This window comes from Microbacterium sp. LKL04, from assembly GCF_900102005.1.
Lineage (GTDB): Bacteria > Actinomycetota > Actinomycetes > Actinomycetales > Microbacteriaceae > Microbacterium.
Genome location: NZ_LT627736.1, coordinates 1,272,784 through 1,297,662 on the forward strand (window position 1 = coordinate 1,272,784; position 24,879 = coordinate 1,297,662).

Here is a 24,879-nt window from a genome sequence, read left to right on the forward strand (position 1 = left end):
CATGACCCCGACCGACCTCGACCGCAAGCTCGCGGAGCGGTACGGACGCACCCGGTCGTCCGCATCCCGGCGCCTGACCTGGGTGATCGTCGGTGTCGTCGCCGTCGCCGCCACCGGGCTGCTGGGGTGGTCGACCGTCTCGAACGCGATCAACTCGGTGGACGCCGACGCGACCGGATTCGACGTCGTGGACGAGCACTCCGTCGAGGTCCGGTTCCAGGTGTCTATCCGACCCGACACAGAGGTCGCGTGCGCGCTCGAGGCGCAGGATCCCGATCACGGGATCGTCGGCTTCAAGGTCGTGGAGCTCGCTCCCTCGACCGATCACACGCGCACCCTCACCGAACGCATCCCGACCACCGCAGAGGCGACGACGGGTTTTGTCCGCTCCTGCTGGATCCTCTAAGCTGAGGGTTCTCGCGCCCCGGTGACTTGCCGGGGCGTTTGGCTTACCCATCGACCGCACCGGGAGATCACGTGTCCGAGACGTTCCTGACCCAGGAGGCCTACGACCGCCTCGCCGCCGAGCTCGAGCAGCTCTCGACGGCGGGCCGTGAGGAGATCGCCAAGCGCATCGAAGCCGCGCGCGAAGAGGGCGACCTCAAAGAGAACGGCGGCTACCACGCGGCGAAGGACGAGCAGGGCAAGCAGGAGGCGCGCATCCGCACCCTCCAGCAGCTGCTGAAGGACGCGAAGGTCGGCGTCGCACCGGAGTCCGACGGCACGGTCCTGTCAGGCACGGTCGTCACGGCGATCGTCGCCGGCGGTGAAGAGGTCTTCCTCCTCGGCAACCGCGAGATCGGCGCCAACAGCGAATTGGACGTCTACAGCGAGGCATCCCCCCTCGGCGAGGCCATCATGGGCCTGCGCGAGGGCGAGAAGACGAGCTACACCGCGCCGAACGGCAAGGAGATCTCGGTCGAGATCGTCAAGGTCGAGACCTACTCGGGTCAGTGACACGCCGGCGCCGGCACGCTCAGTTCGGGACGACCGTCGGAGCGTAGCCGGCGTCCTGCAGGATCGCCAGGACCTGCGCCCGGTGCTCCTCGCCTCGGGTTTCGACGCTCAGCTGCAGGATCACCTCGCTGATCTGCAGTCCCTGACCGTGTCGTGTGTGCAGGACCTCGATGACGTTCGCGCCGACGACGGACAGGAGCTCCGACACGCGGGCCAGCTGCCCCGGACGGTCGGGCAGCGGCACCTGGATGGTCATGTAGCGACCGGATGCCGCGAGCCCGTGCGCGACGACGCGTTGCAGCAGCAGCGGATCGATGTTCCCGCCGGACAGGATCGCGGCCGTAGGGCCGGACGCGCTGATCTTGCCCGTGAGGATCGCGGCGACGCCGACGGCACCGGCGGGCTCGACGACCTGCTTCGCGCGTTCGATGAGGACGAGGATCGCGCGTGCGATGTCGTCGTCGCTCACGGTCACGACCTCGTCCACGAGGTCTCGGATGATGTCGAACGGGATCGTCCCCGGCCGTTTGACGGCGATGCCGTCGGCGATCGTGGGCGAGACGTGCTCGGCGTCGAGCGGCTTTCCTGCGACCAGGGAGCCGGGGTAGCCGGCGGAGTTCTCAGCCTGCACACCGATCACGCGGATCGTGCGACCCTCCGCTGCGGCGCGGGCCTTGACGGCGGCGGCCACGCCTGCAGCGAGGCCTCCCCCGCCGATTCCCACGACGACCGTCTCGAGCCCCGGGATCTCGTCCATCAGCTCGAGACCGAGCGTGCCCTGCCCGATGATGATGTCGTGGTTGTCGTACGGCGGGATGAAGACCGCTCCCGTGCGCTCGGCGAACTCCTGGGCGAGGCGCAGCGGCGTCTCGACGGTCGCCCCCTCGAGGATCACGTCTGCGCCGTACCCGCGCGTGGCGAGGAGCTTGGGGACGGGAACACCGAGCGGCATGAAGATCGTCGCCGGAATGCCGAGCGTCTGGGCGCCGAGAGCGACTCCCTGCGCGTGATTCCCCGCCGACGCCGCCACCACGCCGCGCGAACGCTCCTCGTCCGTCAACCGTGAGAGGCGATACGTCGCTCCCCGGATCTTGAACGACCCCGTGCGCTGCAGGTTCTCGAGTTTCAGGTGGACCGGCGCTCCGAGAACGCCGGACAGGAACTCGGAATCCTCGACGGGCGTCCGGGACACGACGCCCGCGAGCTCCGCGGCGGCCGTCTCGAACTCGGCCAGGGTCGGGGCGATGATCTTCGTCTGTTCGCTCACGCGGTCGTCCTTCTTGCTCGCGGCACGGTGCTCCAGATGAGGTCGTCCGGCCCGGGATCCACCGGACGTTCCCACCCGCGTCGGGACAGATACAGCCAGACGACGTTCACGAACGCCGCGAGGGGGACGGCGAAGACGGCGCCCGCGATACCTGCGACCATGGCGCCGCCCGCGACGGCGAGGACGACGGCGAGCGGGTGCACCTTCACCGCGGCGCCCATGAGGAGTGGCTGGAGGATGTGTCCCTCGACCTGCTGGACGCCCAGGACGATCACGAGCATCCAGAGGGCGATCCACGGGCCGTTGTAGACGAGCGCGAGGAAGACGGCGAGAGCGCCCGTCAGGACGGCTCCCACGAAGGGGACGAAGGCGCCGAGGAACACCAGCACGCCGATGGGTGCCGCCAGCGGAACGCCGAGGAGGGCCGCGCCGACCCCGATTCCGATGGCGTCGATCGTAGCGACGAGCAGCTGCGTACGCGCGTAGGTGATGACCGTCCGCCATCCAGCCCGCCCCGCACCGTCCACAGCGGAACGGGCGCGGGTCGGGAACAGGCGCACCACCCAGCGCCATATCCCCGCACCGTCGGCGAGGACGCATATGAGGATGAAGAGCGTCAGCAGGATGCCGGTGGCCACGTGCCCCAGCGTCGACCCGATCGCGAGTGCCCCCGACCACAGCAGTTGCGCCTGTTCCTGGACTATGCCGAACCCCTGCCGGACGGCGTCGTCGATCTGGCCGCCCGTCAGATGCAGCGGGCCCTCGATGAGGAAGTCCCGGAACTGACCGATACCGGCGACGGTGCGGTCCCGAACGGATGCCGCGTCGCGTGTGATCTGCCAGATCGCCACCCAGAGGAGTCCCGCGATGACGGAGACGGTGAGAAGCAGGGTGATGATGAGCGACAGCCAGCGCGGCAGGCGTCGCAGCAGGAGGGAGAAGAGCGGCCAGACGAGAGCCGTCACGAGGATGGCGGCCAGCAACGGGATGATCAGGAGCCGGAGCTGGATGACGATCCATACGACGACGGCGATCGCCGCCGCCAGGACGAGGAACCGCCAGGCGTACGCGGTCGCGATCTTCAGACCGCGCGGAACCGTGCCCGACACGTCCGTGGACACCGTCCGAGCACGCAGGGAGTCGAAGAACCCGCCTCGGGGCTTGTCGTCGGTACCGCTCACTGGCCCATCCTAGGACTCGGCGCCTCGAGGGAACGCCCGCCCCGCTCGGCGCACGTCAGAACTGGATCCGTGGCGGTTCGGCGATCGCCGCGCCGTCCACGACCTCGAAGAACTCGCGTTCCCCGAAGCCGAGTCGCCGGGCGAAGAGGTTGTTGGGGAACACTTTGATCTTCGTGTTCAGCTCCCGCACGCCGCCGTTGTAGAAGCGTCGCGAGGCCTGGATCTTGTCCTCGGTGTCGACGACGGCCTGCTGCAGCTGCAGGAAGTTCTGGCTCGCCTGGAGCTGGGGGTAGGCCTCGGCCACGGCGAACAGCGACTTCAGCGCCTGCTGCATGTGCCCTTCGGCAACCCCCGCATCAGCGGGCGTCGTCGCGGTGAGCGTCTCCGCGCGCGCATGCGTGACGTTCTCGAAGACCGCCTTCTCATGAGCCGCGTAGCCCTTCACCGTCTCGATGAGGTTCGGCAGGAGGTCGGCACGACGCTTGAGCTGGACGGTGATGTCGCTCCACGCCTCATCCACGCGCACCGCGAGGGCGACGAGGGAGTTGTAGGTGGCCCAGAGGTAGACGCCGACGATGACGAGGAGGGCGAGGACCACGAGGACCGGGATGAGGTATTCCATGAATCTCCGATCGATAGCCTCCTCATCCTAACGACGCGGGTGGCGCCGTGCGGATGGAGGATGCCTCTTCTCAGACGTTCCACACGGGGCGGCACTTGTAGGGTCGCTGTGTGACGGGTCTGCGCACGCATCGCTCTCTTCGGCTCGCTCTGGTCGCCGTCGCGGTGGCGATCGCGGCATCCGTCCTCATCCAGCTCGCGCAGGACGGCTGGGTCCTCTTGCCGTCCATCAGCGACTACTTCTACTCCCCCGCCAGGGGCGTGTTCGTCGGCGGGCTCACGGCTGCCTCCGTCGCCTTGCTGGCGCTGTCCGGTCGCGACACGGAGTCGATCATGCTCGATGTCGCCGCCGTGTTCGCGCCACTCATCGCGATCATCCCCACCGGCTACCGCGGCCAGCCGTTCGTCCCGGCGGACGTGCTGCCGACCGTTCGCAACGGCGTCGGCGTCTACCTCGTGATGGTCGCCGCCCTCCTCGTGCTCGCCGTGATCCTCGCGACGCGGGGCGAGGTGGCCTGGCGGCGGGTCGCGATCGTCGGGGGTATCGCGGGCGCGGTGTCCACGGCGCTCGCGGTACTCGCCTTCGCACCGGGGGTGTCGGAGTCGTTCCCGTTCGCGGGGCGCGTGAATCTCCACCTCGTCGCAACGGTGTGCTTCTTCGCGATGTTCGCGGCGATCCCCCTGATCACCGCGTTCGGTTCTGCGGACCGGACGGAAAGGCGATACCGCCTCATCTACCTGACCGTCGCCCTCGTCATCGTGATCGCCCTGGTGCTGACCGTCGTCGCGGCGATCGTCCGCCCCGAGGACGGTGGAGTGCTCATCGGCGAGACCGTCGCCCTGACGGCATTCGCCGTGTTCTGGACGACGCAGACGATCGAGCGGTGGCGGGATGCCGATCCGCCCAGCATCCTCGCCGGATGAGACCGTACCCCCACTGGGACTCGAACCCAGACTGAAGCGATTTTAAGTCGCCTGCCTCTGCCATTGGGCTATGGGGGCCCGCGGCCAGGGTATCCCGACCCAGCGGTCACGCAGAGCGACCCCCGGTTCGGCGGGTGCCGTCGCGGGGGTCGCTCGATGCGGTGACGTCAGCTCGCGGCGACCTTGCCGGTCTTCTCCGCGGCGACCGTCTTCGGGTCGATCGCGGGGTTCTCCGGAGCGGCCGGCCGCGGGCGCGCGGCGAACTCCTCGAAGACCTGGCGGGGGTTCTGGAGGGTCTCGGTCGAGACGTTGTCGCGGCCGAGCCAGAAGTTCTGCCACCAGTCGCCGACGACCCGGAACTTGCGCTCGAAGGTCGGCATCGCGAGGCCGTGGTAGCCGCGGTGCGCGATCCAGGCGACGAACCCCTTGAGGGCGATCTTGCCGGACTGGAAGACGCCGTTGTACAGGCCGAGACCGGCGACGGCCCCGAGGTTCTTGTGGAAGTACTCCTTGGGCTCCTCACCGCGGAGCACCGCCACGACGTTCTTCGCGAGCAGTTTGCCCTGACGCACGGCATGCTGGGCGTTGGGCACGCAGAACCCGCCCACGCCGCCGCCCGAGAGGTCGGGGACGGCCGCGACGTCACCGGCGGTCCAGGCGCCCTCGACGAACTCCTCGGGGGTTCCGACGCGGAGGTCGGCACGGGCGCGCAGGCGACCGCGCTCCTCGACGGGGAGGTCGCCGCCGCGGACGACGGTCGGGTTCGCCATGACACCGGCGGTCCAGATGATGAGGTCGGTCGGGATGACCTGACCGGTCGACAGCTCGACGTTGCCGTCGACGGCGCCCTTCACCTGCGTGTCGAGGTGCACGTTCGCGCCGCGCTTGGCGAGGTCCTTGAGCACCCACTCGCTGGTCTTCAGCGACACCTCGGGCATGATGCGGCCCATGGCCTCGATGAGGTGGAAGTGGGTCTCCTCGAACGTGATGTTCGGGTAGTCCTTCAGCAGTGCGCTGGCGAAGGCACGGGTCTCGGCGAAGACCTCGATGCCCGCGAAGCCGCCCCCCACGACGACGACCGTCAGCAGGCGATCGCGCTCCGGCCCCGGCGGGAGGCTGGCGGCGCGGTCGAAGTTGGTGAGGATGCGGTCGCGGATGGCGACGGCCTCTTCGATCGTCTTGAGCCCGATCGCGTTCTCCGCGATGCCAGGGATCGGGAAGGTCCGCGAGACGGCACCTGCGGTGACGACGATCTGGTCGTACTGCTCCTGCCACGGCTCACCGAGCTCGGGAGTGATGGTGGCGGTCTTGTTCGCATGGTCGATCCCGGTGACCTTGGCGATCACGACACGGGTGCGCTTCAGGTGACGACGGAGACCAACCACGACGTGGCGGGGCTCGATCTCACCGGCCGCGACCTCGGGGAGGAAGGGCTGGTACGTCATGTACGGAAGCGGGTCGACGATGGTGACCTCGGCCTCGCCCTTGCGGAGGTGCTTCTCGAGCTTCCACGCCGTGTAGAAACCGGCGTAGCCGCCTCCGACGACCAGGATCTTGGGCACAGTGGTAGTCACAGTCGGAAGAACTCCTTGATTCAACGGCTCGGCGGTCGCGGGGTGCGCGCCGATCGGATGCGCCGGGCAGCAGCGGTGACCCCGAGCACGACCAGTATAGTCCCCAGGCTGAGCGCGATCAGCGGCACCGTACCGTAGCGCAGTGATTCATTGCTGGGGAGAAGCGGTGAGACGACCGCACGGGGAGGCTCGGCCTCGGGCAGCGGCGCGACACTGAAGGGTGTAGGGGTGGGACTGGCGGCCGGCGTCGATTCGGCGCGGCGATACAGCCGGATCCACTCGCGGAGGTCGCCCATCGGGTTGACGGACACCGCCGATACCGGCGCCGCGACCGCCTTCGCCGCGTTGATCAGTCCATACCCGTACAGCGCGTTCGGCACCTTCTTCTCGCGGTCGGACGGCGTCGCGGTGCGGACGATGCGGTTGATCACATTGGCCGCGTCGAGATCGGGGTGGGCGGATCGGACGAGGGCAGCGACACCCGCGACGATGGGCGCGGCGCCGCTCGTGCCGTCCCAGATGACGAGGTCGCCGTTCGGCGAGACGCCCAGCAGCTCCTCACTGGGGGCAGAGACCCCGATCGTGATGCCCTGGGTCGATGCCGTGCTGCTGGCGCGACCCTCCTTGTCCACGCCGCCCACGGTGAGGACTCCCGGGATCGTGGCGGGGGCACCCACCTCCTCCGTTCCGCTCTGGCGGTTGCCGGCAGCGACGACGACGACGACGTCGTGGTCGGCGGCGTACAGGAACGCGGCGTCCCACGACCGGTCCCAGTCAAGGGTGTTGGTCGTGAAGGAGAGGTTGATGACATCCGCGCCGTGGTCGACCGCCCACCGGATCGCCTCGGCGACCTGATCGACGAACGGGACGCTCGCATCTTCACCGAACCCGATCGACAGCGAGAGGAGGTCGGCCTCGGGCGCGACCCCGATCATGCCCTTGTCGTCCCCGGTTCCGCGGGCTGCGGCCAGGGACGCGACCCAGCTGCCGTGATTGCGATCCTCTTCACCCACCGGGGTGCGACCGTCGGCCTTGCCGACGCCCGAGAAGTCCGCGCCGCCGACGACGGCTCCGTCCAGTTCCTTCGGGCCGCTCGCGATGCCGGTGTCGATGACCGCGATCGTCGTCCCCGCGCCCTTGGTCGTCTTCCAGGCGTCGGAGATCCCGTACTCCGTGAGCCAGTACTCCATGTTGCGGACAGGGTCGACGGCGGCCGTGGGCGTGGGCGCGGGCGCAGCGGCCGTGAGCGCAGCCGTGACGGCGACGAGCATGGTGGCCAGGACGGCGCGGACTGCCCTCATCCGGTCGTCCTCGGTGTCGCGCATGTGCAGCGCTCCGGCGACCACGATCCCCGGGCGAGAGCGATGTCGCCGATGGGATTCACCCCCGGACCCGCCGCAAGAGCGTGCGCGGCGAGGGCGTGCAGGCACTTCACGCGGGTCGGCATCCCGCCGGCGGACACTCCGGAGATCTCCGGAACCGTGCCGTGGACCTCTCGGTCGGCGAGGTACGCGGTGTGCGCAGCGGAGTATGCGGCGGCGAGCTCGTCGTCCTCAGCCAGCTCGTCGTTCATCTCGCGCATGACCTGGGTGGCTTCCAGCGCCGACATGGCTGCGGTCGCACCCGGATGAGTGAGGTAGTAGAACGTCGGGAACGGCGTGCCGTCGGGCAGCCGCGGCTCGGTGGCCACGACCGTCGGATTGCCGCAGGCGCACCGGGCCGCGATTCCGATGACGCCTCGCATCGGCCGACCGAGCTGCTCGCGCATGGTCTCGTGGTCAGCAGCGGACGCGGGCGAGAGTGTCGGATGGGGCACCGCTCAAGGGTACCCGGCGACGCACGTCGGGGCTGGGTGTCAGCCAGGCGCGACGGTCTTGGCGAGGCCTGCTTCGGTGACGGACCGGAGGAACTGCGTCATCCAGTCGCGCTGCGTCTCCTGGACGCTTCCGCTCACCGGGCGCTGCTCGGGTTCGATGACGTCGGCGGGCCGGTCGTCGGCGACGAGGTAGACCACCTCGCCCGGACGCCGGTAGTACAGACGCTCGCGCGCCTGGGCGACGATGTAGGACTCGTCCCGCCAGCGCTCGCGCTCCGCGGTCAGCTCGGCGATCTCGTCCTGCGTCGCCTTCACGTCGTGCTGCAGCGCCGCGATCTGCTGACGCTGATCGACGTACGTCCCGATCGTCGGGACGAGGACCAGAGAGGCCAGGACCATGAGTCCGAGCATGATGCCCATGAACCCCGACATCCGGATGCCGCCGACCCAGTCGCGGACGTTTACGCGGCGCTCCGACGCCCCATCACCCCGGCCGCGTCGGGACCGGGAGACGCGGGAAGGGGGAGCCGATGGTCTGTCCATGGCTCCCCCTTCTCGTGGATGTCGGTGCGGTGCGCTCGCGGGTCAGGCGGTGAAGCGCGGGAACGCGGCGGCGCCGATGAACTCCGCTGCCTCGCCCAGGTCTTCCTCGATGCGCAGAAGCTGATTGTACTTCGCGACGCGCTCGCTCCGAGCGGGCGCGCCCGACTTGATCTGACCCGAGTTCACCGCGACGGCGAGGTCGGCGATGGTGGTGTCCTCGGTCTCGCCGGAGCGGTGCGAGAGCATCGTGGTGTACCCCGCGCGGTGCGCGACGTCGATGGCGTCGAGCGTCTCGCTCAGCGTGCCGATCTGGTTCACCTTGACGAGGAGCGAGTTCGCGGCCCCGCGCTTGATGCCATCGGCGAGACGCTGCGGGTTGGTGACGAACAGGTCGTCGCCGACCAGCTGCACCTTGCTGCCGAGGCGCTCGGTCAGAGCGGTCCAGTTCTCCCAGTCGTCCTCGGCCAGCGCGTCCTCGATCGTGACGATCGGGAACGAGTCGACGAGGTCGGCGTAGTAGTCGACGAGCTGCTCGGCGGACCAGTCCTTGTTCTCGAGGCGGTAGACGCCGTCGGAGAAGAACTCGGTGGCGGCGACGTCGAGGCCGAGGGCGATCTCGCGCCCGGGGGTGAAGCCGGCCTTCTCGATCGCCTTGACGAGGAAGTCGAGGCCCTCGCGGTTGCTGGGGAGGTCGGGGGCGAAGCCGCCCTCGTCGCCCAGGCCCGTGGCGTAGCCGGCGGCCTGCAGTTCCTTCTTGAGGACCTGGTAGACCTCCGCGCCCCAGCGCAGCGACTCGGAGAAGGTCTCGGCGCCGATGGGCGCGAGGAAGAACTCCTGCATGTCGATGCCGTTGTCCGCGTGCTCGCCGCCGTTGATGACGTTGAACAGCGGCACGGGCAGGACGCGCGCGTTGGGTCCGCCGAGGTAGCGGTACAGCGGCAGATCGGCGCTGTCGGCGGCGGCCTTGGCGACGGCGAGCGAGACACCGAGGATGGCGTTCGCGCCGGTGCGCGACTTGTTCTCGGTCCCGTCGGTCGCGATGAGGACCTCGTCGATGATGCGCTGCTCGCTGGCGTCGATGCCTTCGATTTCGGGGCCGAGCTCGTCGATGACGGCGTTCACGGCCTTCAGGACGCCCTTGCCGCCGTAGCGGCTCTTGTCGCCGTCGCGGAGTTCGTACGCCTCGAAGGCGCCGGTGGACGCGCCGGAGGGGACGGCTGCGCGCTGGACGATGCCGTCGTCGAGCAGAACCTCCACCTCGACGGTCGGGTTGCCGCGCGAGTCCAGGATCTCGCGTGCGCCTACTGCCTCGATCAATGCCACGGGGGTTTCTCCTTGCTTGTGGAGGATGGAACGGGAGCGTCGTCGGTCCGCCATCGAGTCTAGTGAGGCGAGGGATGCCGCACAGGACCGGGTGTCACACGAGGAGCGCGATCGCGAGGCCGTCCCAGCCTTTGCGGTCGAGGGTCTGGAGCGCCGTCGCCTCGAACCGCGGATCATCGCGGAGCATCTCGAGCCCGGCGCGGACGCCGTCGACCTGGGACCCGGCATCCGTCTCCACGACATGCCCGGATCGCACGACGTTGTCGACGACGACCACGGCGCCGGAGCGCCCGAGCCTCGCCGCCCAGTCGAGGTAGAGGACGTTGGACTCCTTGTCAGCGTCGATGAAGACGAGGTCGAACGGCGCGGATCCCACCAAGGTCGGGAGGACGTCCGCGGCGCGCCCCTCCCGCACGTCGACGCGGCCCGCGACGCCGGCGCGCTCGAGGTTCCGGCGGGCGACGGCGGCGTTGCGGGGCTCCGCCTCGATCGTCACGACGCGTCCGTCCTCGGGGAGGGCGCGGGCGAGCCAGATCGTCGAGTAGGCGCCGAGCGTGCCGATCTCGAGGACGCGCCGGGCACCCGCGAGTCGCGCCAGCAGGTGCAGAAATTTGCCCGACAGCGGCGCCACCTCGATCTCCGGCATCCCCTCCGCCGCGAGTGACGCGATCGTCGCGATGAGCGCGTCGTCCTGGGCGACGAGCGTCTCGGTCAGGTAGGCGTCGACGCCGTTCCATCGGTCGGGCACGGGATCGAGGGGCGCGGGATGGACCATGCCGCCACTCAATCGGTCCCGCGCCCGGGCGTCAACGCCGCGTAGGCGGTGAGGAGCCCGGCAGCGGTGGCCGCGTCGTCGACGGTGACGGTCAGCGTGCGTCCGTCGCGCCGGCGGACGAGCACGCCTTCACCAGTGCGGAGGACGACTCCCTGACGTCCGCCGGACGCCCAGCGGATGCCCCAGCCGCCGAACTCACCCATGGGTGAGACCTCTACGACCTCGGCCGAGACGATGTCGGCGCTCGGGACGTGGACCCGGGGCCACCCCGCCGCCGAGACGGCGGTCAGTCCCTCCGGGTCGACGCGCACGTGGAAGCGGAGCGTCGTGGCGACGACCACGAACAGGACGACGACCACGATTCCCGCGATGACCGCCGAGACGAGGTCTCCGAGGAAGAGCACGGGCAGGACCGCGAGGCATCCGATCCCGAAGGCGATCCACAGGATGACGGCGCCCGCCCGTGCGAGCGTGACGCCCTGCAGCCAGACGACCCGCTCCCCCGCCCGGACCGGCACGTCGATCGCCGCGCCCGCCGAAGTCGGTCGCCACGGCACGTGGGGCTGGACCGCCCACCCGATGAGGCCCGCGGCGACAGCGGCGAGGATCACGGTCGGGATGAGGAGGACCGGGAGCGTCACGGCGGGGTCCGTCCGATCGATCTGGATGCCGAGGGTCGCCGTGCCGAGCGCACCGACCAGGACGGCGACACCCGTGGCGACTGCGCCCAGCAGGCGATAGGCCGCGCCGTGGTCGCCGCGGCGGAGTCCTCCGATGCTGGCGGCGAACAGGACGACGGGCATCCCGATCCCGATGAGCACCGTGGCGAGGGGGACGGTCCAGTCGGGAGCGAAACCGTCCGGCGCGCCACTCCACCCCCAGTGGGTCGCGACCGTCGAGGGGACGCGCGCCACGAACAGCAGTTGCGCCGCCGTCGCGACGACCGTCGCGACGGCGGGAACAATGAGGGCGACGAGGGTGAACCGGCGGCGGGCGATGTTCAGGGTGTCAGCGGTCACGGGCAGCCTCCTTGACGAGGGCGGACAGGGTGTCGGGCGAGACGTTCAGGGACCGCGCCTTGTCGACCAGCGCGACGATCTCGGCCTGAAGGCCGGCGAGCGCCGCACCGGCGGGGGTGACGACCGCCCCGCGACCGCGGCGGAGGTCGACGAGACCCTCGTCGCGGAGGTCCTGGTAGGCGTGCAGCACGGTGTGGAGGTTCACCTGCAGCGCCTCGGCCACGTCCCGGGCGGCGGGCAGACGCTCGCCGGCGGCGAGGCGACCCCCGGTGATATCGGCGCGGAGCGCGTCGGCGATCTGCGCGAACAACGGCACCGTGCTCTGCGGGTCGACGCGGATCAGCATGCGTTAATTATAGCGCAACTATAACTATCAGAACGTTTGCTCGCGTCCGGTACTCTCGCGCCGTGTCCTCCCCCGGCCTGTCCCGTCGCCTCGGTGTCGGCGACGCCGTCGTCATCGGTCTCGGAGCCATGATCGGTGCGGGGGTGTTCGCCGCGTTCGGCCCCGCGGCGCAGGCAGCCGGCAGCGGGCTCCTCATCGGGCTCGGGATCGCGGCGGTCGTCGCCTTCGGAAACGCGACCTCGACAGCACAGCTCGCCGCCGTGCACCCCACGTCGGGAGGGGTCTACGCGTACGGTCGCGCGGAGCTCGGTCCGTGGTGGGGATTCCTCGCTGGCTGGGGCTTCGTCATCGGCAAGACAGCGAGCTGCGCCGCGATGGCCCTCACCTTCGCCGCCTACGTCGCACCGCACGGATGGGAACGCCCCCTCGCGGCGCTCGCCGCCCTCGCCCTCGGCGCCGTGAACCTGTTCGGGATCACCCGCACCGCCCAGGTGGCGCGCATCCTCGTCACGGTCGTGCTCGTGATCCTGGCGCTCGTCGCCGTGGCGGGGTTCTCCGCGGCGCCGTCCGCTGGCGGGTGGAGCGCCGGCCCCCTCGAAGCGGGACCTCTCGGAATCCTGCAGGCGGGCGGCATCCTGTTCTTCGCCTTCGCGGGGTACGCGCGCATCGCGACCCTCGGTGAGGAGGTCCGCGACCCCGAACGCACCATCCCGCGCGCGATCGTCCTCGCCTTCTCGGGCGCCCTGCTGGTCTACGCCCTCATCGGCGTCGTCGCGCTGGGCGTCCTGGGGCCCGACGCGCTCGCGGCGTCCTCCGCGCCGCTGGTCGACGTCGTCCGGGCCGCAGGGTGGGATGCCGCTGCCCCGGCCGTGCGGATCGGTGCGGCGGCGGCATCCCTCGGTGCCCTCCTGGCCCTGATAGCCGGGGTCGGGCGCACCTCGTTCGCGATGGCTCGGGAGGGCGACCTCCCGCGAATCCTGGCGACGGTGGATGCGCGGTGGCGGGTGCCGCGGAATGCGGAGATCGCCGTCATCGCGGTGGTCGTCGTCATCGTCGCCCTGGGGGACGTCCGCGGCGCGATCGGGTTCTCGTCCTTCGGCGTCCTGCTCTACTACCTCGTCGCCAACATCGCCGCCTTCCGACAGACAGGCGACGCCCGACGCTATCCGCGCGTCCTGCAGATCGTCGGGGCGGCCGGGTGCGCCGCGCTCGTCGTCACGCTGCCGTGGCCGGCTGTTCCCGTCGGGGTCGGGGTGCTCCTGGCGGGAGTGGGGTATCGGATGCTGCGGCTTCGGCGTCAGCGCGCCTGAACGCATCCCTCACCACGGGGAGGAGCGCCTCCGCCGTCCGCCGGTACCCGAGCGCGCTGGGGTGGAATCGGTCGAGACTGAACATGCCGTCGGGATCGATGCGGAAGAACGGTCCAACGGCCCGGCGCAGCGACACGATGTCCGCGCCCGCGGAACGCGCGTGCTCGGACTGCGCCTCGGCGAGCTGCTGCGAGGCACGCGAGCCGATGCTCCGCAGAGGCTGGGGCACGGCACGGAGCGCTCCGAGGTCGGGGCACGTCCCCACGACGACGGCGGTGCCCATCTCTCGCAGCCGCCGGACCGCGTCCGTGAGGTGGGCAGTCGCCACGGAGACCGGAACGCGGTGGGTGACGTCGTTGCCCCCGACGATGATCACCGCGACGTCGGCGCGGTAGTCCTTCGGCAGCGCGGCGAGCTGACCCGCCAGATCGGACGATTCGGCGCCGACCACAGCCCCCGTCATGAGCCGCACCGGTCGGTCGAGCTCCCCCGCGAGCGCCTTCGCGAGCCGGCCGCCGAGGGTCTCCTTGCGGTGCTGGGCGCCGAGTCCCGCGGCGATCGAGTCCCCCAGCATCAGCAGGTCGACGGGCTCGCCGCCGAGTCCGGACCGCCAGACGCGATCGGCCACGGGCGGAGTCTCACCGAGGGGCTTGCCGATCCGTCGCCGCGCGAGCGCTGCTTGGCGCGAGAGCCCGACACGGATGCCGACGGCCAGTGCTCCGGCCACGGCGCCGCCCGTGGCGAGCAGGGTGAGTCCTAGGGGGGTCCGCGTCGTACGTGCCACGCGGACAGCGCACACCGGGAGGGTGAACGGCATCCGACGCGCCGGTATCGGGCGGGCGACGCGTCACGGAGGAGCCCTCAGACGCTCCCGGGCGAGCGCAGCGAATCGACGGCCGACGCGATCCGCTTCTCGCGGGTCTCCGCCTTCTTGGCCTCGACGACGGAGCGCACCATCTCCTTGCGCCTCGACGGCGCGAGGGCGTCGAAGGCGGCGCGGACCTGCGGCTCGGCATCCAGGGCGCGTCCCAGGTCTTCCGGGACCTCGATGGCACGCTCCTCGCCGTCGAGGTCGATCTGCGCGTCGACCTCGTCACCGATTTCGACGCCGAGCTCGGCGCGTGCGGCCTTCGACAGGCCGATGAGGGTGCGTCCGCCCATGACGCCCAGACGCAGGCGCGCGGTACGCCCGTCGATCGTGACGACGACTGCGGCGCGTTTGCCGCCGCCGAGGTCCTCGACCTGCTCGTCGGTCAGTTCGATCGCGGTGGCGGGCCCGTTCTTCGGCAGCACCGTTCGGACGTGGAGGGTCATGGCCGCACGCTAGCAGCGGGACCCTGCCGTGTCACCCGAGGGGACGCGTCTGGAGCGAGGACGATTCCGCGCCGGCCGACACGGTCGCGAACGACGTGTACCCGTCGGCTGCGGAGCGCTCCAGCAGACCCTTGAGGTTCTTCGTGCGCTGCTCGAGGCGCACACGGGCACCCTGCGAGACGAAGAATGCCTTGTGGGTCGCCAGTTCCGCGAGCGGGACGTCGCGGTCGGCGATGAGGACGACGGCAGCGGATGCCGCATCCTCCGCCGTCCCCACGAGGTCGACGATGCGCTCGAAGCCGATCGAGAACCCGACGGCGGGGACGTCCTGCCCGAGGAACCGGCCGATCATGCCGTCGTAGCGACCGCCGCCGCCGAGCGAGTACGACACCGACGGGTGGGCGAGCTCGTAGATCGTGCCGGTGTAGTAGCCCATGCCGCGCACGAGGAAGGGATCGAACCGCAGCGGCACGTCGGTCTCGCCGCGCGCGGCGGCGACCGCCTCGCCGATCCCGACCAGGTGCGCGACCACGTCATCAGGGACCCCGGCGGGCAGCGCCTTGCGGATCTGCGCCTCGCCGAACGGCAGGTACTCGCGGGTCTGCGGGCGGGTCAGGAACGCCTCCAGCGCGGCGACGGCGGCCTCGTCGGCTCCCCGGTCGCGGAGTTCGGCGACGACGCCTGCGGGACCGACCTTGTCGAGCTTGTCGATCGTGATGAGGACGCCCGCGCGGTCGGCGTCGGCGAAGCCGAAGACCGCGAGCATCGCGTCGAGCGCCCGACGGTCGTTGATCCGGATCGTGCCGCCCTCGAGGCCGAGCGCGTCGAGGACGTCGAGACTCGCGGTCAGGAGCTCCACCTCGGCGCGCGGCGTCGCGTCGCCGATGATGTCGATGTCGCACTGCACGAACTGGCGGTATCGGCCCTTCTGGGGGCGCTCCGCACGCCACACCGGCGCGATCTGGATCGCGCGGAACACGGACGGGAGCTGAGCGCGGTTGGTCGCGTAGAACCGCGCGAGCGGCACCGTCAGGTCGTAGCGCAGACCGAGGTCGGACAGCGCCGCCGGGTCGTCCGCGGCGTCCCGGATCGCGTCGGCGTCGAGACCGCGACGGAGGACGTTGAAGGCGAGCTTCTCGTTGTCGCCGCCGATCCCCGCGTGCAGCCGCTCGTAGTCCTCGACGACGGGCGTCTCGATCTCGTCGAAGCCGTGGGCGCGGTAGCGGTCACGGATGACGGCGAGGACGCGCTCGCGGCGGGCCTTGTCGGCGGGGAGGAAGTCGCGCATACCGCGCGGCGGGTTCACGGAGGGCACGGCCCCATTCTTCCAGACCGCGCCGTGCGCTCAGGAGGACTCGGTCGCGCGCACCTCGTCGGCGAGCGCGCGCAGTCGCTGCCGCAGGGCGCGCTCGGCGTCCCATCCCTCCGAACGGGCACGGGCGACGAGGGCGAGGAGCGCGTCGCCGAGCTCGGACTCGTCCGCGGGGTCCGCCGGTGCCGGCGACCCCGTCACCCCCACCTGCGACGCCTTACCGAGCATCTTCTGCGCGAGCGCAAGGGAGGGCATGTGCGTCGAGACCCCGTCGAGCACGCTCGTGCGCGTCCGCTTCTCAGCCGCCTTCGCCGCGTTCCAGTGGACGAGGACCTCCTCGGGCGTCGTGGCGACCGCGTCGCCGAACACGTGCGGATGCCGGCGGATCATCTTCTCGGCGAGCGCATCGGCGACGTCGTCGATGTCGAAGGGGTCCTGATCGTCCCGCGACGCGATCTCGGCGTGGAAGAGCACCTGCCACAGCAGGTCGCCGAGTTCCTCCTTCAGGTCTGCGCGTGTACCGGTCTCGACGGCGTCGACGAGCTCGGCCGCCTCCTCCTGCAGGTACGGCACGAGGTCGTCGTGGTCGATCCGCTGCGTCCAGACGCACCGGTCGCGGACGGCGTGCATCGTCTCGGCGGCGCGACGAAGAGCGTCGCTCGACGAGGGAAGGGGCTGCGACATGACCGCAACGATACGAGGGATGCCGGACCGCGGCATCCGGGACGGCCGACGTACCCTGGTTCGATGACCTCCCCTGTCTCGACGGCGACGCCCGCGGCCGGCGGGACCCGTGTCTCGATGTTCACGCTGTCGACCTTCGTCGTGGGATCGATGATCGGCGCCGGCGTGTTCTCGCTGCCCTCGACCTTCGCCGAATCGACCGGTGTCGCGGGCGCGCTCATCTCGTGGGCGATCGCGGGCGGCGGGATGCTGATGCTCGCGCTCGTCTTCCACCGGCTCGCCCTCCGCCGCCCCGATCTCGATGCGGGGATCTTCAGCTACGCGAAAGCGGGCTTCGGCAACTACCTCGGCTTCTTCGCGGCGTTCGGCTACTGGGCGAGTGCGTGCGTCGGCAACGTCTTCTACTGGGTGTTCATCACCTCCACCCTCGGCGGCGTCTTCCCCGAACTGGGTGAGGGCAACACGCTTCTCGCGGTGGCCGTCTCGTCGGTCGGGATCTGGCTGTTCTTCCTGCTCATCCGCCGCGGCGTGCGGCAGGCGGCCTCGCTCAACCGCATCGTGACGGTCGCGAAGGTCCTGCCGATCGTCGTCTTCGTGGTGCTCTGCCTGACGGTGTTCGACCCCGCCGTCTTCGCGGCGAACTGGGGCGGCGGCGACATGACCGGTCTCGGCGAGCAGATCCGCGCGACGATGCTCGTCACGGTCTTCGTCTTCATCGGCATCGAGGGAGCAAGCGTCAACTCCCGTCACGCCCGCCGTCGCAGTGACGTCGGACGGGCGACCGTCCTCGGATTCGTGAGTGTGCTCGCCGTCTTCGCCTCCGTGACGATCGTGTCCTACGGCGTTCTCCCCCGCGCCGAGCTCGCGACGCTCCGACAGCCCTCGATGGGCGGCGTGCTCGAGCAGGCCGTGGGCGGCTGGGGCGCCGTGTTCGTGGCGGTGGCCCTCATCGTGGCCGTCCTCGGCGCGTACCTCGCGTGGACGCTCATGGCCGCGGAGGTCCTTCTGTCCGCGGCGCAGGCCGGCGACCTCCCCGCGTTCCTGCGCCGCACCAACGAGAACGACACGCCCATCGGTGCGCTGACCCTCTCTACCGTGCTGGCGCAAGTCATGCTCGTCGTCGTCCTGTTCGCGCAGAACGCGTTCGACGCCGCCCTCGAGCTCACGAGCGCGCTCGTCCTCATCCCGTTCTTCCTCTCAGCGGCCTACGGGCTGAAGCTCGCGATCCAGGACGGCGCGTCGCGCCGCACCGGCGAACTGATCATCTCCGCCGCAGCGACCATCTACACGGCCTACCTGCTCTGGGCTGCGGGGCTCACCTACCTGCTGCTGTGCCTGGTGATCATCGTGCCGGGCACGATCCTCTACGTGATCGGCCGACGCGAGCAGAGGGCCCGAGTGTTCACGCCCGTCGAGGCCGGACTGTTCGCCGTGGCCGCTGCCGGAGCGGTGATCGCCGTCATCCTCATCGCCGTCGGCGCGATCTCGATCTGATCCGGCCGCGGAGCGGCGCCGTGCACCGTCATCGTGTCAGGAAGCCTCGAGAACCCCCGCTAGCGTGAGACGGTGCACGAACTCACGAACACCGAAGCGATCGACCTCGTCGGACGGTACGAGGCGGAGCAGAACATCCCGGAACAGATGCGCGCCGACGTGCGCGTTCTCGGCTCGCTCCTGGGCCGAGTACTCCGCGAGAGCGGTTCCCCGGGCCTGTTCGAGGACGTCGAGCGCCTCCGGATCGCCACGATCCAGGCCTACACCGACGACGATCCTGAGGCGTTCGCCCGCGCTGCCGCGATCGCCGAGTCCTACACGCTCGCACGCGCCGAGGAGGTCGCCCGGGCGTTCACGTGCTACTTCCACCTCGTGAACCTCGCCGAGGAGCACCAGCGTGTCCGCATCCTCCGCGAGCGCGGCGGCCGCGGGAACGAGAAGAACGCGAGCGACTCGATCACCGCGGCCTACCGGAGCCTGGCATCCGAGATCGGTGAGGACGCCGCCCGCGAGCGCCTTCAGGGCCTCCGGTTCCACCCCGTCTTCACGGCGCACCCGACCGAGGCACGACGCCGAGCGGTGTCCTCCAGCATCCGACGCCTCGCCGAGCTGCTCGCCGACCGCGACGCGACCGACGCCGAGAGCGCCGACCGTCGTCGCGCGGAGCGCCGCATGCTCGAAGAGGTCGACACCCTGTGGCGGACCGCGCCGCTGCGCGCTGAGAAGCCCTCGCCGACCGACGAGGTGCGCTCGGTCATGGGCGTCTTCGACGAGACCCTCTACACCGCCATCCCGCATGTGTACCGCCGCGTCGACGACGCGCTGCAGGGTGAGGATGCCGGTGCCCGCCCGCCGCTCGTGAAACCCTTCGTCCGCATCGGCTCCTGGGTCGGCGGCGACCGCGACGGCAACCCGTTCGTGACGGCGAAGACGACCCGCAAAGCCGCCGGCATCGCGAGCGAGCACGTCCTCCTCGGCCTCGAGCGGACCGCGGGCCGTGTGGGCCGGACGCTGACCCTGGACGCCACGACCACCCCGCCGACGTCCGCCGCGCTCGCCCTCTGGCAGAAGCTGAAGGATGCCGACGAGGACGCAGCGGCCGAGATCGCCAAGCGCTCGCCGAACGAGCCGTACCGCCGCATCCTGCTGCTGCTCGCACGCAAGATCGCCGCCACCCGCACCCGGAACGCGGACCTCGCGTACGCCGATCCCGAGCACCTGCTCGCGGATCTGCGCATCGTGCAGGACGCGCTGGTGCACGCCGGCGCGCCGCGTCAGGCCTACGGCCACCTGCAGCAGCTCATCTGGCAGGTCGAGACCTTCGGGTTCCACCTGGCCGAGCTCGAGGTGCGTCAGCACTCCGCCGTGCACGCGAAAGTGCTCGCCGAGCTCGAAGAAGGCGGTTCGAGGCGCTCCGAGCTCGCCGACGAAGTCCTCGAGGTGTTCCGCACGATCGCGTTCCTGCAGGAGCGCTACGGGCCGCGCGCCGCGGGCCGCTACATCGTGTCCTTCACCCGGTCGGCCGAGGATCTCGCCGCCGTGCACACGCTCGCGCGGCACGCCGTCGGCCCCGACGGCACTCCCCCGGTGCTCGACGTCATCCCGCTGTTCGAGACGTTCGCGGACCTGCAGGCGGCCCCCGGCATCCTCGGCGAGATCGTCGAGCACCCGCAGTTCGCGTCGCGCCTCGCCTCGACCGGCCGGCGGCTCGAGGTCATGCTCGGGTACTCCGACTCGTCGAAGGACGTGGGGCCCGTTGCCGCGAACCTCGCGCTCTACGAGGCCCAGGCCGAGATCTCGGCGTGGGCCGTCGAACAGGGCATCGAACTGACGCTGTTCCACGGCCGCGGCGGTGCGCTCGGGCGCGGCGGCGGTCCCGCGAACTCCGCGATCCTCGCGCAGCCGCCGCACTCCGTCGACGGCCGATTCAAGCTGACCGAGCAGGGCGAGGTCATCTTCGCCCGCTACGGCGACCGCTCGATCGCGATGCGACACATCGATCAGGTGGCGGGCGCCATGCTGCTCGCCTCGGCACCCTCGATCGAGGAGCGGAACCGGTCGGCGGCCGAGCGGTACGCCGGCATCGCCCGCGTCATGGATGCGGCATCCCGGGAGCGGTTCTTCGCCCTCGTCAAGGCGCCCGGGTTCGCTCCGTGGTTCGCTCAGGTCACGCCGATGGAGGAGATCGGACTGCTCGCGCTCGGGTCCCGCCCCGCGCGTCGCGGACTGTCGGTCGAGTCCCTCGAGGACCTCCGCGCCATCCCGTGGGTGTTCGCGTGGACGCAGGCGCGCATCAACCTGGCCGGCTGGTTCGGCCTGGGCACGGCGCTCGACGCGGTGGGCGACGAGAATGCGCTCCGCGAGGCCTACGAGCAGTGGCCGCTGTTCCGCACCCTCATCGACAACGTCGCCATGAGCCTGGCGAAGACCGACGACCGCATCGCCCGCCATTACCTCGAACTCGGGGACCGCGAGGACCTCGCGGCGCTCGTCCGCGACGAGATGGCGCTCACGCGCGCCTGGGTCGTGACGCTCACCGGCGGGACCGAACTCCTCTCCAACCGTCCGGTCCTCGGCCGCGCGGTGAAGATGCGGAGCCCGTACGTCGACGCCCTGTCGCTCCTCCAGCTGCGGGCGCTCCGCGGCCTCCGCGACTCCTCGGCCGGCGAGGTCGACCCCGATCTGCAGCGCCTGCTGCTGCTCTCGGTGTCGGGCGTCGCCGCCGGCCTGCAGAACACCGGCTGAGTCCCGCCCGGGCGGCGAACGCCCCGCTCCGACACGACGTCGGGCGGGGCGTTCCGCGTGTCGGGCCGCGCCGCCGTGTCAGGCCGTGGCGTCGCCCGTCGGCAGCGGGAAGATCTGATCGAGCAGCGTGCTCGTCCACGCGATGAGGTCCGCGTCCGCGAGCGCCTCTCCCCCGGCGGTCGGCAGCGGCACGACCATGGCCTCGCCGCCCGAGACGACCTTCGATTTCGGGTGCAGCCGCTGCAGGCGCACGCGGATCGAGTCCGCGAGGTGCGCGGGGGCGATCCGGAGGTTCGGTCCCATCGCGACGACGTCGGAGAGCCCCGACTGCGCGGCGCGGCGACGCAGTCGTGCGATCGCGATCAGGCCGTCGACCTCCGCGGGCGGCGTGCCGTATCGGTCACGGAGCTCTTCGAGGACGAGGTCGATCGCATCGGCCGCCGCCGTGACGGATGCCGCCGCGGACAGCTTCTGGTAGGCCTCCAAACGCAACCGCTCGCTGTCGATGTACGACTCGGGGATGCGGGCCTGGACGGGCAGCTCGAGGCGCAGCTCGGTGGGGCCTTCGGTGTCCTCGCCGCGGAAGGTCGCGACCGCCTCTCCGATCATGCGGAGGTAGAGGTCGAAACCGACGCCGGCGATGTGGCCGGCCTGCTCGGCCCCGAGCAGGTTTCCGGCACCGCGGATCTCGAGGTCCTTGAGCGCCACCTGCATGCCCGACCCCAGGTCGTTGTTGACCGCGATCGTCTCGAGACGGTCGGCGGCGGTCTCGCTCAGCGGCTTGTTCTCGTCGTACAGGAAGTAGGCGTACGCACGCTCGCGGGCACGACCGACGCGCCCGCGCAGCTGGTGCAGCTGAGAGAGGCCGTACTTGTCGGCGCGGTCGATGATCATCGTGTTCGCGTTCGCGATGTCGAGACCGGTCTCGATGATGGTGGTCGAGACGAGGACGTCTGCCCGGCGCTCCCAGAAGTCGTCGACGACCTGCTCGAGGGCGTGCTCGCCCATCTGGCCGTGGGCGACCGCGATGCGCGCCTCGGGGACGAGTTCGGCCAGCTGCGCGGCGACCCGCTGGATCGACGAGACGCGGTTGTGCACGAAGAACACCTGTCCTTCGCGCAGCAACTCGCGGCGGATGGCCGCGGCGATCTGCTTGTCGCTGCGCGGCCCCACGTAGGTGAGGATCGGATGCCGCTCCTCCGGCGGCGTGGCGAGGGTCGACATCTCGCGGATACCGGTGACCGCCATCTCGAGTGTGCGCGGAATGGGGGTCGCGCTCATGGCGAGGATGTCGACGTTCGTCTTGAGCTTCTTCAGGGCGTCCTTGTGCTCGACGCCGAACCGCTGCTCCTCGTCGATGATCATGAGGCCGAGGTCCTTGAAAACGACCTTCTCGGTGAGGATGCGGTGCGTCCCGATGACCATGTCGATCGTGCCGTCGGCGAGCCCGGCGAGAGTGTCCTTCGCCTCCTTCGCCGTCTGGAATCGCGACAGCGGGCGCACCTTGACGGGGAAGCCGGCGAACCGCTCGGAGAACGTCTCGAGGTGCTGCTTGGCGAGGAGCGTCGTCGGGACGAGCATCGCGACCTGCTTGCCCTCCTGGATCGCCTTGAAGGCGGCCCGGACGGCGACCTCGGTCTTGCCGAAGCCGACGTCGCCCGAGAGCAGGCGGTCCATCGGGATCGGCTTCTCCATGTCGGCCTTGATCTCGTCGATCGTCTGCAGCTGGTCGGGCGTCTCGGCGAAAGGGAAGGCCTCTTCGAGCTCGCGCTGCCAGGGCGTGTCGGGACCGAAGGCGTAGCCCTTCGACGACATGCGCGCCGAGTAGAGCTTCACGAGCTCCACCGCGATGTCGCGGACGGCCTTGCGCGCCTTGCCCTTGGCCGCAGCCCAGTCCGACCCGCCCATCTTCGACAACTGCGGCGCCTCGCCGCCGACGTATCGCGACAGCAGGTCGAGCTGGTCGGTGGGCACGTACAGCTTGTCGCCGGGGTGGCCGCGCTTGGAGGGCGCGTACTCGAGGACGAGGTACTCGCGCTTGCTCTTCACGGCGTTCCGTCCGCCCGACGACACCTCGCGCTGGACGAGTTCGACGAACTTCCCGATGCCGTGGGTGGAGTGGACGACGTGGTCGCCCGGCGTCAGCTGCAGCGGGTCGACGACGTTGCGCCGGCGCGAGGCGAGCTTCTTCACGACGCGGTTGTCGCCGCCGATGGTGCGCCCGTAGAAGTCGCTCTCGGTGAACACGGCGAGTTTCGCATCGGCGAAGAGGAATCCCGCCTCGAGCGTCGCGACGGTCGACACGGCGATGCCCGCGTCGGGGACCTCGGTGATCGCGTCGGCGGTCCGCGCCGCGAGCCCGCGTTCGGACAGCACATCGCGCGAACGGTCGACGAGTCCCGCACCGGAGGCGGCGACGACGACGCGCCATCCGGCGCCGAGCAGGTTGCCGATGTGCTCGCTCGCGCCCTCGACGTTGCCCTGGAAGGACGGCACGGCGGTCGCGGGGATCCGGACCGCGGCAGCCGCCCGTTCGACGAGACCCTCCTCGGCGGCGTCCGCCGCACCGGAGTCGAAGGTGCTGAGGCTCCACCACACGCCGCCGCGAGCGGATGCCGCGTCGCGCAACTCGGGCAGGGTCAGGAAGTCCCCGGCACCGAGGTCGACGGGACTGTCGGCGCCCGCCGTTGCCGCGCTCCACGCGGCTTCGAGGAACTCGCGGTTCGTCTCGGAGAGGGTCATCGCGCGGGTGACCGCGCGTTCGGGGTCGACGACCGCGACGGCCGCACCCTCCGGCAGGTAGTCCACGAGCGGCAGCACCGCGTCGGCGACGGCCGGAAGCAGCGACTCCATACCCTCGACCGGGATGCCCTCGCTCATCTTCTCGAGCATGGTGCCGAGCCCCGGCATCCGGTCGCGAAGGCCCGCGGCGCGTTCGCGGACGGCGTCGGTGAGGAGGAGTTCGCGACTCGGGAGCAGGGTCACGTCGCGCACGTCACCGGGCAGCGAGCGCTGGTCGGCGACCGAGAACGCACGGATCTGATCGATCTCGTCGCCGAAGAAGTCGACGCGGTACGGGTGGTCGGCGACCGGCGGGAAGACGTCGAGGATGCCGCCGCGCACGGCGAACTCGCCACGGCGCGAGACCATGTCGACCCGGTGGTAGGCGAGGTCGACGAGGCGGTGGACGATGTCGTCGAGCTCCTGCCCGCGCGAGCCGAGCTCGAGCCGGACGACACCGGCATCCGTCAGTCCCGCCGCGATCGGCTGCAGCGCGCCGCGGACGGATGCCGTCACCACCAGGGGCGTGCGACCATCCCAGTCCGCGGCTTCGCGGAGGACGCTCAGACGGCGCCCGACGGTCTCGGCGCTGGGACTGAGGCGCTCGTGCGGGAGCGTCTCCCATGCGGGCAGGTGGCGCACGGCGGCGTGGGGCAGAAGGCACTGCAGGGCGGCGCCGATGCTCTCGGCGCGGCGCCCCGTGGGTGCCACGAGGAGCAGCACGGGAGGCTGTCCCGACGCGGCGCGCCGCTCGAGGAGAGCAGCGAGGAGCGGGGCGTCGAGGCCCGTCACCGCCGAGAAGTCGACGTCCGAAGCGGCGCCGTCGAGGGCCTCCCGGAAGCTGTCAGCCTGTTCGAGGGCGCGCACGATCCCGGGAATTGTCACCGGGGAAG

Annotated in this window: 22 protein-coding genes and 1 tRNA gene; 6 read left to right on the plus strand and 17 right to left on the minus strand. The window is 70.6% G+C overall.

Going from position 1 to position 24,879, the window contains the following annotated elements:
* Window position 1 precedes the first annotated feature (1 nt).
* Complete coding sequence (locus BLP38_RS06320; RefSeq protein ID WP_091354628.1) at window positions 2-406, plus strand: DUF4307 domain-containing protein; 405 nt, start codon at window positions 2-4, stop codon at window positions 404-406.
* A 71-nt stretch (window positions 407-477) separates the two neighbouring features.
* Entirely contained in the window at window positions 478-957 is a 480-nt protein-coding gene (gene greA / locus BLP38_RS06325) for a transcription elongation factor GreA (RefSeq protein ID WP_091354631.1), read from the plus strand.
* 19 nt (window positions 958-976) lie between these two features.
* Here the strand turns inward: greA and ilvA are convergent, their stop codons facing one another.
* The 3 genes from ilvA to BLP38_RS06340 are packed head-to-tail and all read right to left on the minus strand — an operon-like array spanning window position 977 to window position 4,027.
* On the minus strand, window positions 977-2,224 hold the full coding sequence (gene ilvA, locus BLP38_RS06330) for a threonine ammonia-lyase (RefSeq protein WP_091354634.1): 1,248 nt from the start codon (window positions 2,222-2,224) through the stop codon (window positions 977-979).
* Window positions 2,221-3,405 (minus strand): AI-2E family transporter, encoded by a 1,185-nt coding sequence (locus BLP38_RS06335; protein WP_091354637.1) that lies wholly within the window; start codon window positions 3,403-3,405, stop codon window positions 2,221-2,223. Before BLP38_RS06335 ends, ilvA begins: the two co-directional genes overlap by 4 nt.
* Window positions 3,406-3,460: 55 nt before the next feature.
* On the minus strand, window positions 3,461-4,027 hold the full coding sequence (locus BLP38_RS06340; RefSeq protein WP_091354640.1) for a LemA family protein: 567 nt from the start codon (window positions 4,025-4,027) through the stop codon (window positions 3,461-3,463).
* Between the two features lie 110 nt (window positions 4,028-4,137).
* Here BLP38_RS06340 and BLP38_RS06345 point away from each other — a divergent pair, with 110 nt between their 5' ends.
* A complete protein-coding gene (locus BLP38_RS06345) occupies window positions 4,138-4,950 on the plus strand; it encodes a hypothetical protein (protein WP_091354643.1) in 813 nt (270 codons plus the stop codon).
* 5 nt (window positions 4,951-4,955) lie between these two features.
* On the opposite strand, the gene BLP38_RS06350 is transcribed toward BLP38_RS06345, so the two are convergent.
* The 9 genes from BLP38_RS06350 to BLP38_RS06390 form a co-directional block, all read right to left on the minus strand.
* Window positions 4,956-5,028, minus strand: a tRNA-Leu gene (locus BLP38_RS06350).
* Between the two features lie 89 nt (window positions 5,029-5,117).
* Complete coding sequence (locus tag BLP38_RS06355; RefSeq protein WP_091354646.1) at window positions 5,118-6,512, minus strand: NAD(P)/FAD-dependent oxidoreductase; 1,395 nt, start codon at window positions 6,510-6,512, stop codon at window positions 5,118-5,120.
* Window positions 6,513-6,544: 32 nt separating this feature from the next.
* The gene (locus BLP38_RS06360) at window positions 6,545-7,825 is read right to left on the minus strand and encodes a S8 family serine peptidase (protein WP_091359596.1); all 1,281 of its coding nucleotides are present in this window, start codon (window positions 7,823-7,825) and stop codon (window positions 6,545-6,547) included.
* A complete protein-coding gene (locus BLP38_RS06365; RefSeq protein ID WP_091354650.1) occupies window positions 7,822-8,292 on the minus strand; it encodes a DUF501 domain-containing protein in 471 nt (156 codons plus the stop codon). Before BLP38_RS06365 ends, BLP38_RS06360 begins: the two co-directional genes overlap by 4 nt.
* Before the next feature lie 87 nt (window positions 8,293-8,379).
* Window positions 8,380-8,883 (minus strand): FtsB family cell division protein, encoded by a 504-nt coding sequence (locus BLP38_RS06370; RefSeq protein WP_091354655.1) that lies wholly within the window; start codon window positions 8,881-8,883, stop codon window positions 8,380-8,382.
* 42 nt (window positions 8,884-8,925) lie between these two features.
* Window positions 8,926-10,206 (minus strand): phosphopyruvate hydratase, encoded by a 1,281-nt coding sequence (gene eno / locus BLP38_RS06375; RefSeq protein ID WP_091354659.1) that lies wholly within the window; start codon window positions 10,204-10,206, stop codon window positions 8,926-8,928.
* Window positions 10,207-10,300: 94 nt separating this feature from the next.
* Window positions 10,301-10,981 carry an O-methyltransferase gene (locus tag BLP38_RS06380; protein ID WP_091354666.1) on the minus strand — a complete coding sequence of 227 codons (681 nt, stop codon included), beginning with the start codon at window positions 10,979-10,981 and terminating at the stop codon, window positions 10,301-10,303.
* A gap of 8 nt (window positions 10,982-10,989) precedes the next feature.
* Complete coding sequence (locus BLP38_RS06385) at window positions 10,990-12,000, minus strand: DUF1648 domain-containing protein (protein ID WP_091354669.1); 1,011 nt, start codon at window positions 11,998-12,000, stop codon at window positions 10,990-10,992.
* The gene (locus BLP38_RS06390; protein WP_091354672.1) at window positions 11,990-12,346 is read right to left on the minus strand and encodes a GntR family transcriptional regulator; all 357 of its coding nucleotides are present in this window, start codon (window positions 12,344-12,346) and stop codon (window positions 11,990-11,992) included. Before BLP38_RS06390 ends, BLP38_RS06385 begins: the two co-directional genes overlap by 11 nt.
* 62 nt (window positions 12,347-12,408) lie before the next feature.
* Between BLP38_RS06390 and BLP38_RS06395 the strand changes: the two genes are divergently transcribed.
* Complete coding sequence (locus BLP38_RS06395; RefSeq protein WP_091354675.1) at window positions 12,409-13,656, plus strand: APC family permease; 1,248 nt, start codon at window positions 12,409-12,411, stop codon at window positions 13,654-13,656.
* Here the strand turns inward: BLP38_RS06395 and BLP38_RS06400 are convergent.
* The 4 genes from BLP38_RS06400 to BLP38_RS06415 all read right to left on the minus strand — a co-directional run bounded on the left by BLP38_RS06400 (window position 13,562) and on the right by BLP38_RS06415 (window position 16,966).
* Entirely contained in the window at window positions 13,562-14,440 is an 879-nt protein-coding gene (locus BLP38_RS06400) for an SGNH/GDSL hydrolase family protein (protein WP_231916576.1), read from the minus strand. The two genes, BLP38_RS06395 and BLP38_RS06400, sit on opposite strands and share 95 nt — an antisense overlap.
* Window positions 14,441-14,517: 77 nt before the next feature.
* Window positions 14,518-14,970 (minus strand): YdeI/OmpD-associated family protein, encoded by a 453-nt coding sequence (locus BLP38_RS06405; protein ID WP_091354683.1) that lies wholly within the window; start codon window positions 14,968-14,970, stop codon window positions 14,518-14,520.
* 31 nt (window positions 14,971-15,001) lie between these two features.
* The gene (locus BLP38_RS06410; RefSeq protein ID WP_231916597.1) at window positions 15,002-16,258 is read right to left on the minus strand and encodes a histidine--tRNA ligase; all 1,257 of its coding nucleotides are present in this window, start codon (window positions 16,256-16,258) and stop codon (window positions 15,002-15,004) included.
* A 57-nt stretch (window positions 16,259-16,315) separates the two neighbouring features.
* Complete coding sequence (locus tag BLP38_RS06415; RefSeq protein WP_091354689.1) at window positions 16,316-16,966, minus strand: MazG family protein; 651 nt, start codon at window positions 16,964-16,966, stop codon at window positions 16,316-16,318.
* Between the two features lie 63 nt (window positions 16,967-17,029).
* Here BLP38_RS06415 and BLP38_RS06420 point away from each other — a divergent pair, with 63 nt between their 5' ends.
* Both BLP38_RS06420 and BLP38_RS06425 read left to right on the plus strand, forming a co-directional pair.
* Window positions 17,030-18,460 (plus strand): basic amino acid/polyamine antiporter, encoded by a 1,431-nt coding sequence (locus BLP38_RS06420; protein ID WP_091354691.1) that lies wholly within the window; start codon window positions 17,030-17,032, stop codon window positions 18,458-18,460.
* 72 nt (window positions 18,461-18,532) lie between these two features.
* Window positions 18,533-21,205 (plus strand): phosphoenolpyruvate carboxylase, encoded by a 2,673-nt coding sequence (locus tag BLP38_RS06425; RefSeq protein ID WP_091354694.1) that lies wholly within the window; start codon window positions 18,533-18,535, stop codon window positions 21,203-21,205.
* 78 nt (window positions 21,206-21,283) lie between these two features.
* Here BLP38_RS06425 and mfd read toward each other — a convergent pair whose 3' ends face one another.
* Window positions 21,284-24,871 carry a transcription-repair coupling factor gene (gene mfd, locus BLP38_RS06430; protein WP_172824664.1) on the minus strand — a complete coding sequence of 1,196 codons (3,588 nt, stop codon included), beginning with the start codon at window positions 24,869-24,871 and terminating at the stop codon, window positions 21,284-21,286.
* Between the last annotated feature and the right edge of the window lie 8 nt (window positions 24,872-24,879).

Coding starts and splice junctions, on each gene's coding strand:
- BLP38_RS06320 (WP_091354628.1), top strand. CDS start 2: ATGACCCCGACCGACCTCGACCGCAAGCTCGCGGAGCGGTACGGACGC.
- BLP38_RS06405 (WP_091354683.1), bottom strand. CDS start 14,970: ATGACCCTCCACGTCCGAACGGTGCTGCCGAAGAACGGGCCCGCCACC.
- BLP38_RS06410 (WP_231916597.1), bottom strand. CDS start 16,258: ATGCGCGACTTCCTCCCCGCCGACAAGGCCCGCCGCGAGCGCGTCCTC.
- BLP38_RS06390 (WP_091354672.1), bottom strand. CDS start 12,346: ATGCTGATCCGCGTCGACCCGCAGAGCACGGTGCCGTTGTTCGCGCAG.
- BLP38_RS06370 (WP_091354655.1), bottom strand. CDS start 8,883: ATGGACAGACCATCGGCTCCCCCTTCCCGCGTCTCCCGGTCCCGACGC.
- BLP38_RS06360 (WP_091359596.1), bottom strand. CDS start 7,825: ATGAGGGCAGTCCGCGCCGTCCTGGCCACCATGCTCGTCGCCGTCACG.
- BLP38_RS06380 (WP_091354666.1), bottom strand. CDS start 10,981: ATGGTCCATCCCGCGCCCCTCGATCCCGTGCCCGACCGATGGAACGGC.
- BLP38_RS06420 (WP_091354691.1), top strand. CDS start 17,030: ATGACCTCCCCTGTCTCGACGGCGACGCCCGCGGCCGGCGGGACCCGT.
- BLP38_RS06415 (WP_091354689.1), bottom strand. CDS start 16,966: ATGTCGCAGCCCCTTCCCTCGTCGAGCGACGCTCTTCGTCGCGCCGCC.
- BLP38_RS06340 (WP_091354640.1), bottom strand. CDS start 4,027: ATGGAATACCTCATCCCGGTCCTCGTGGTCCTCGCCCTCCTCGTCATC.
- BLP38_RS06365 (WP_091354650.1), bottom strand. CDS start 8,292: ATGCGCGAGCAGCTCGGTCGGCCGATGCGAGGCGTCATCGGAATCGCG.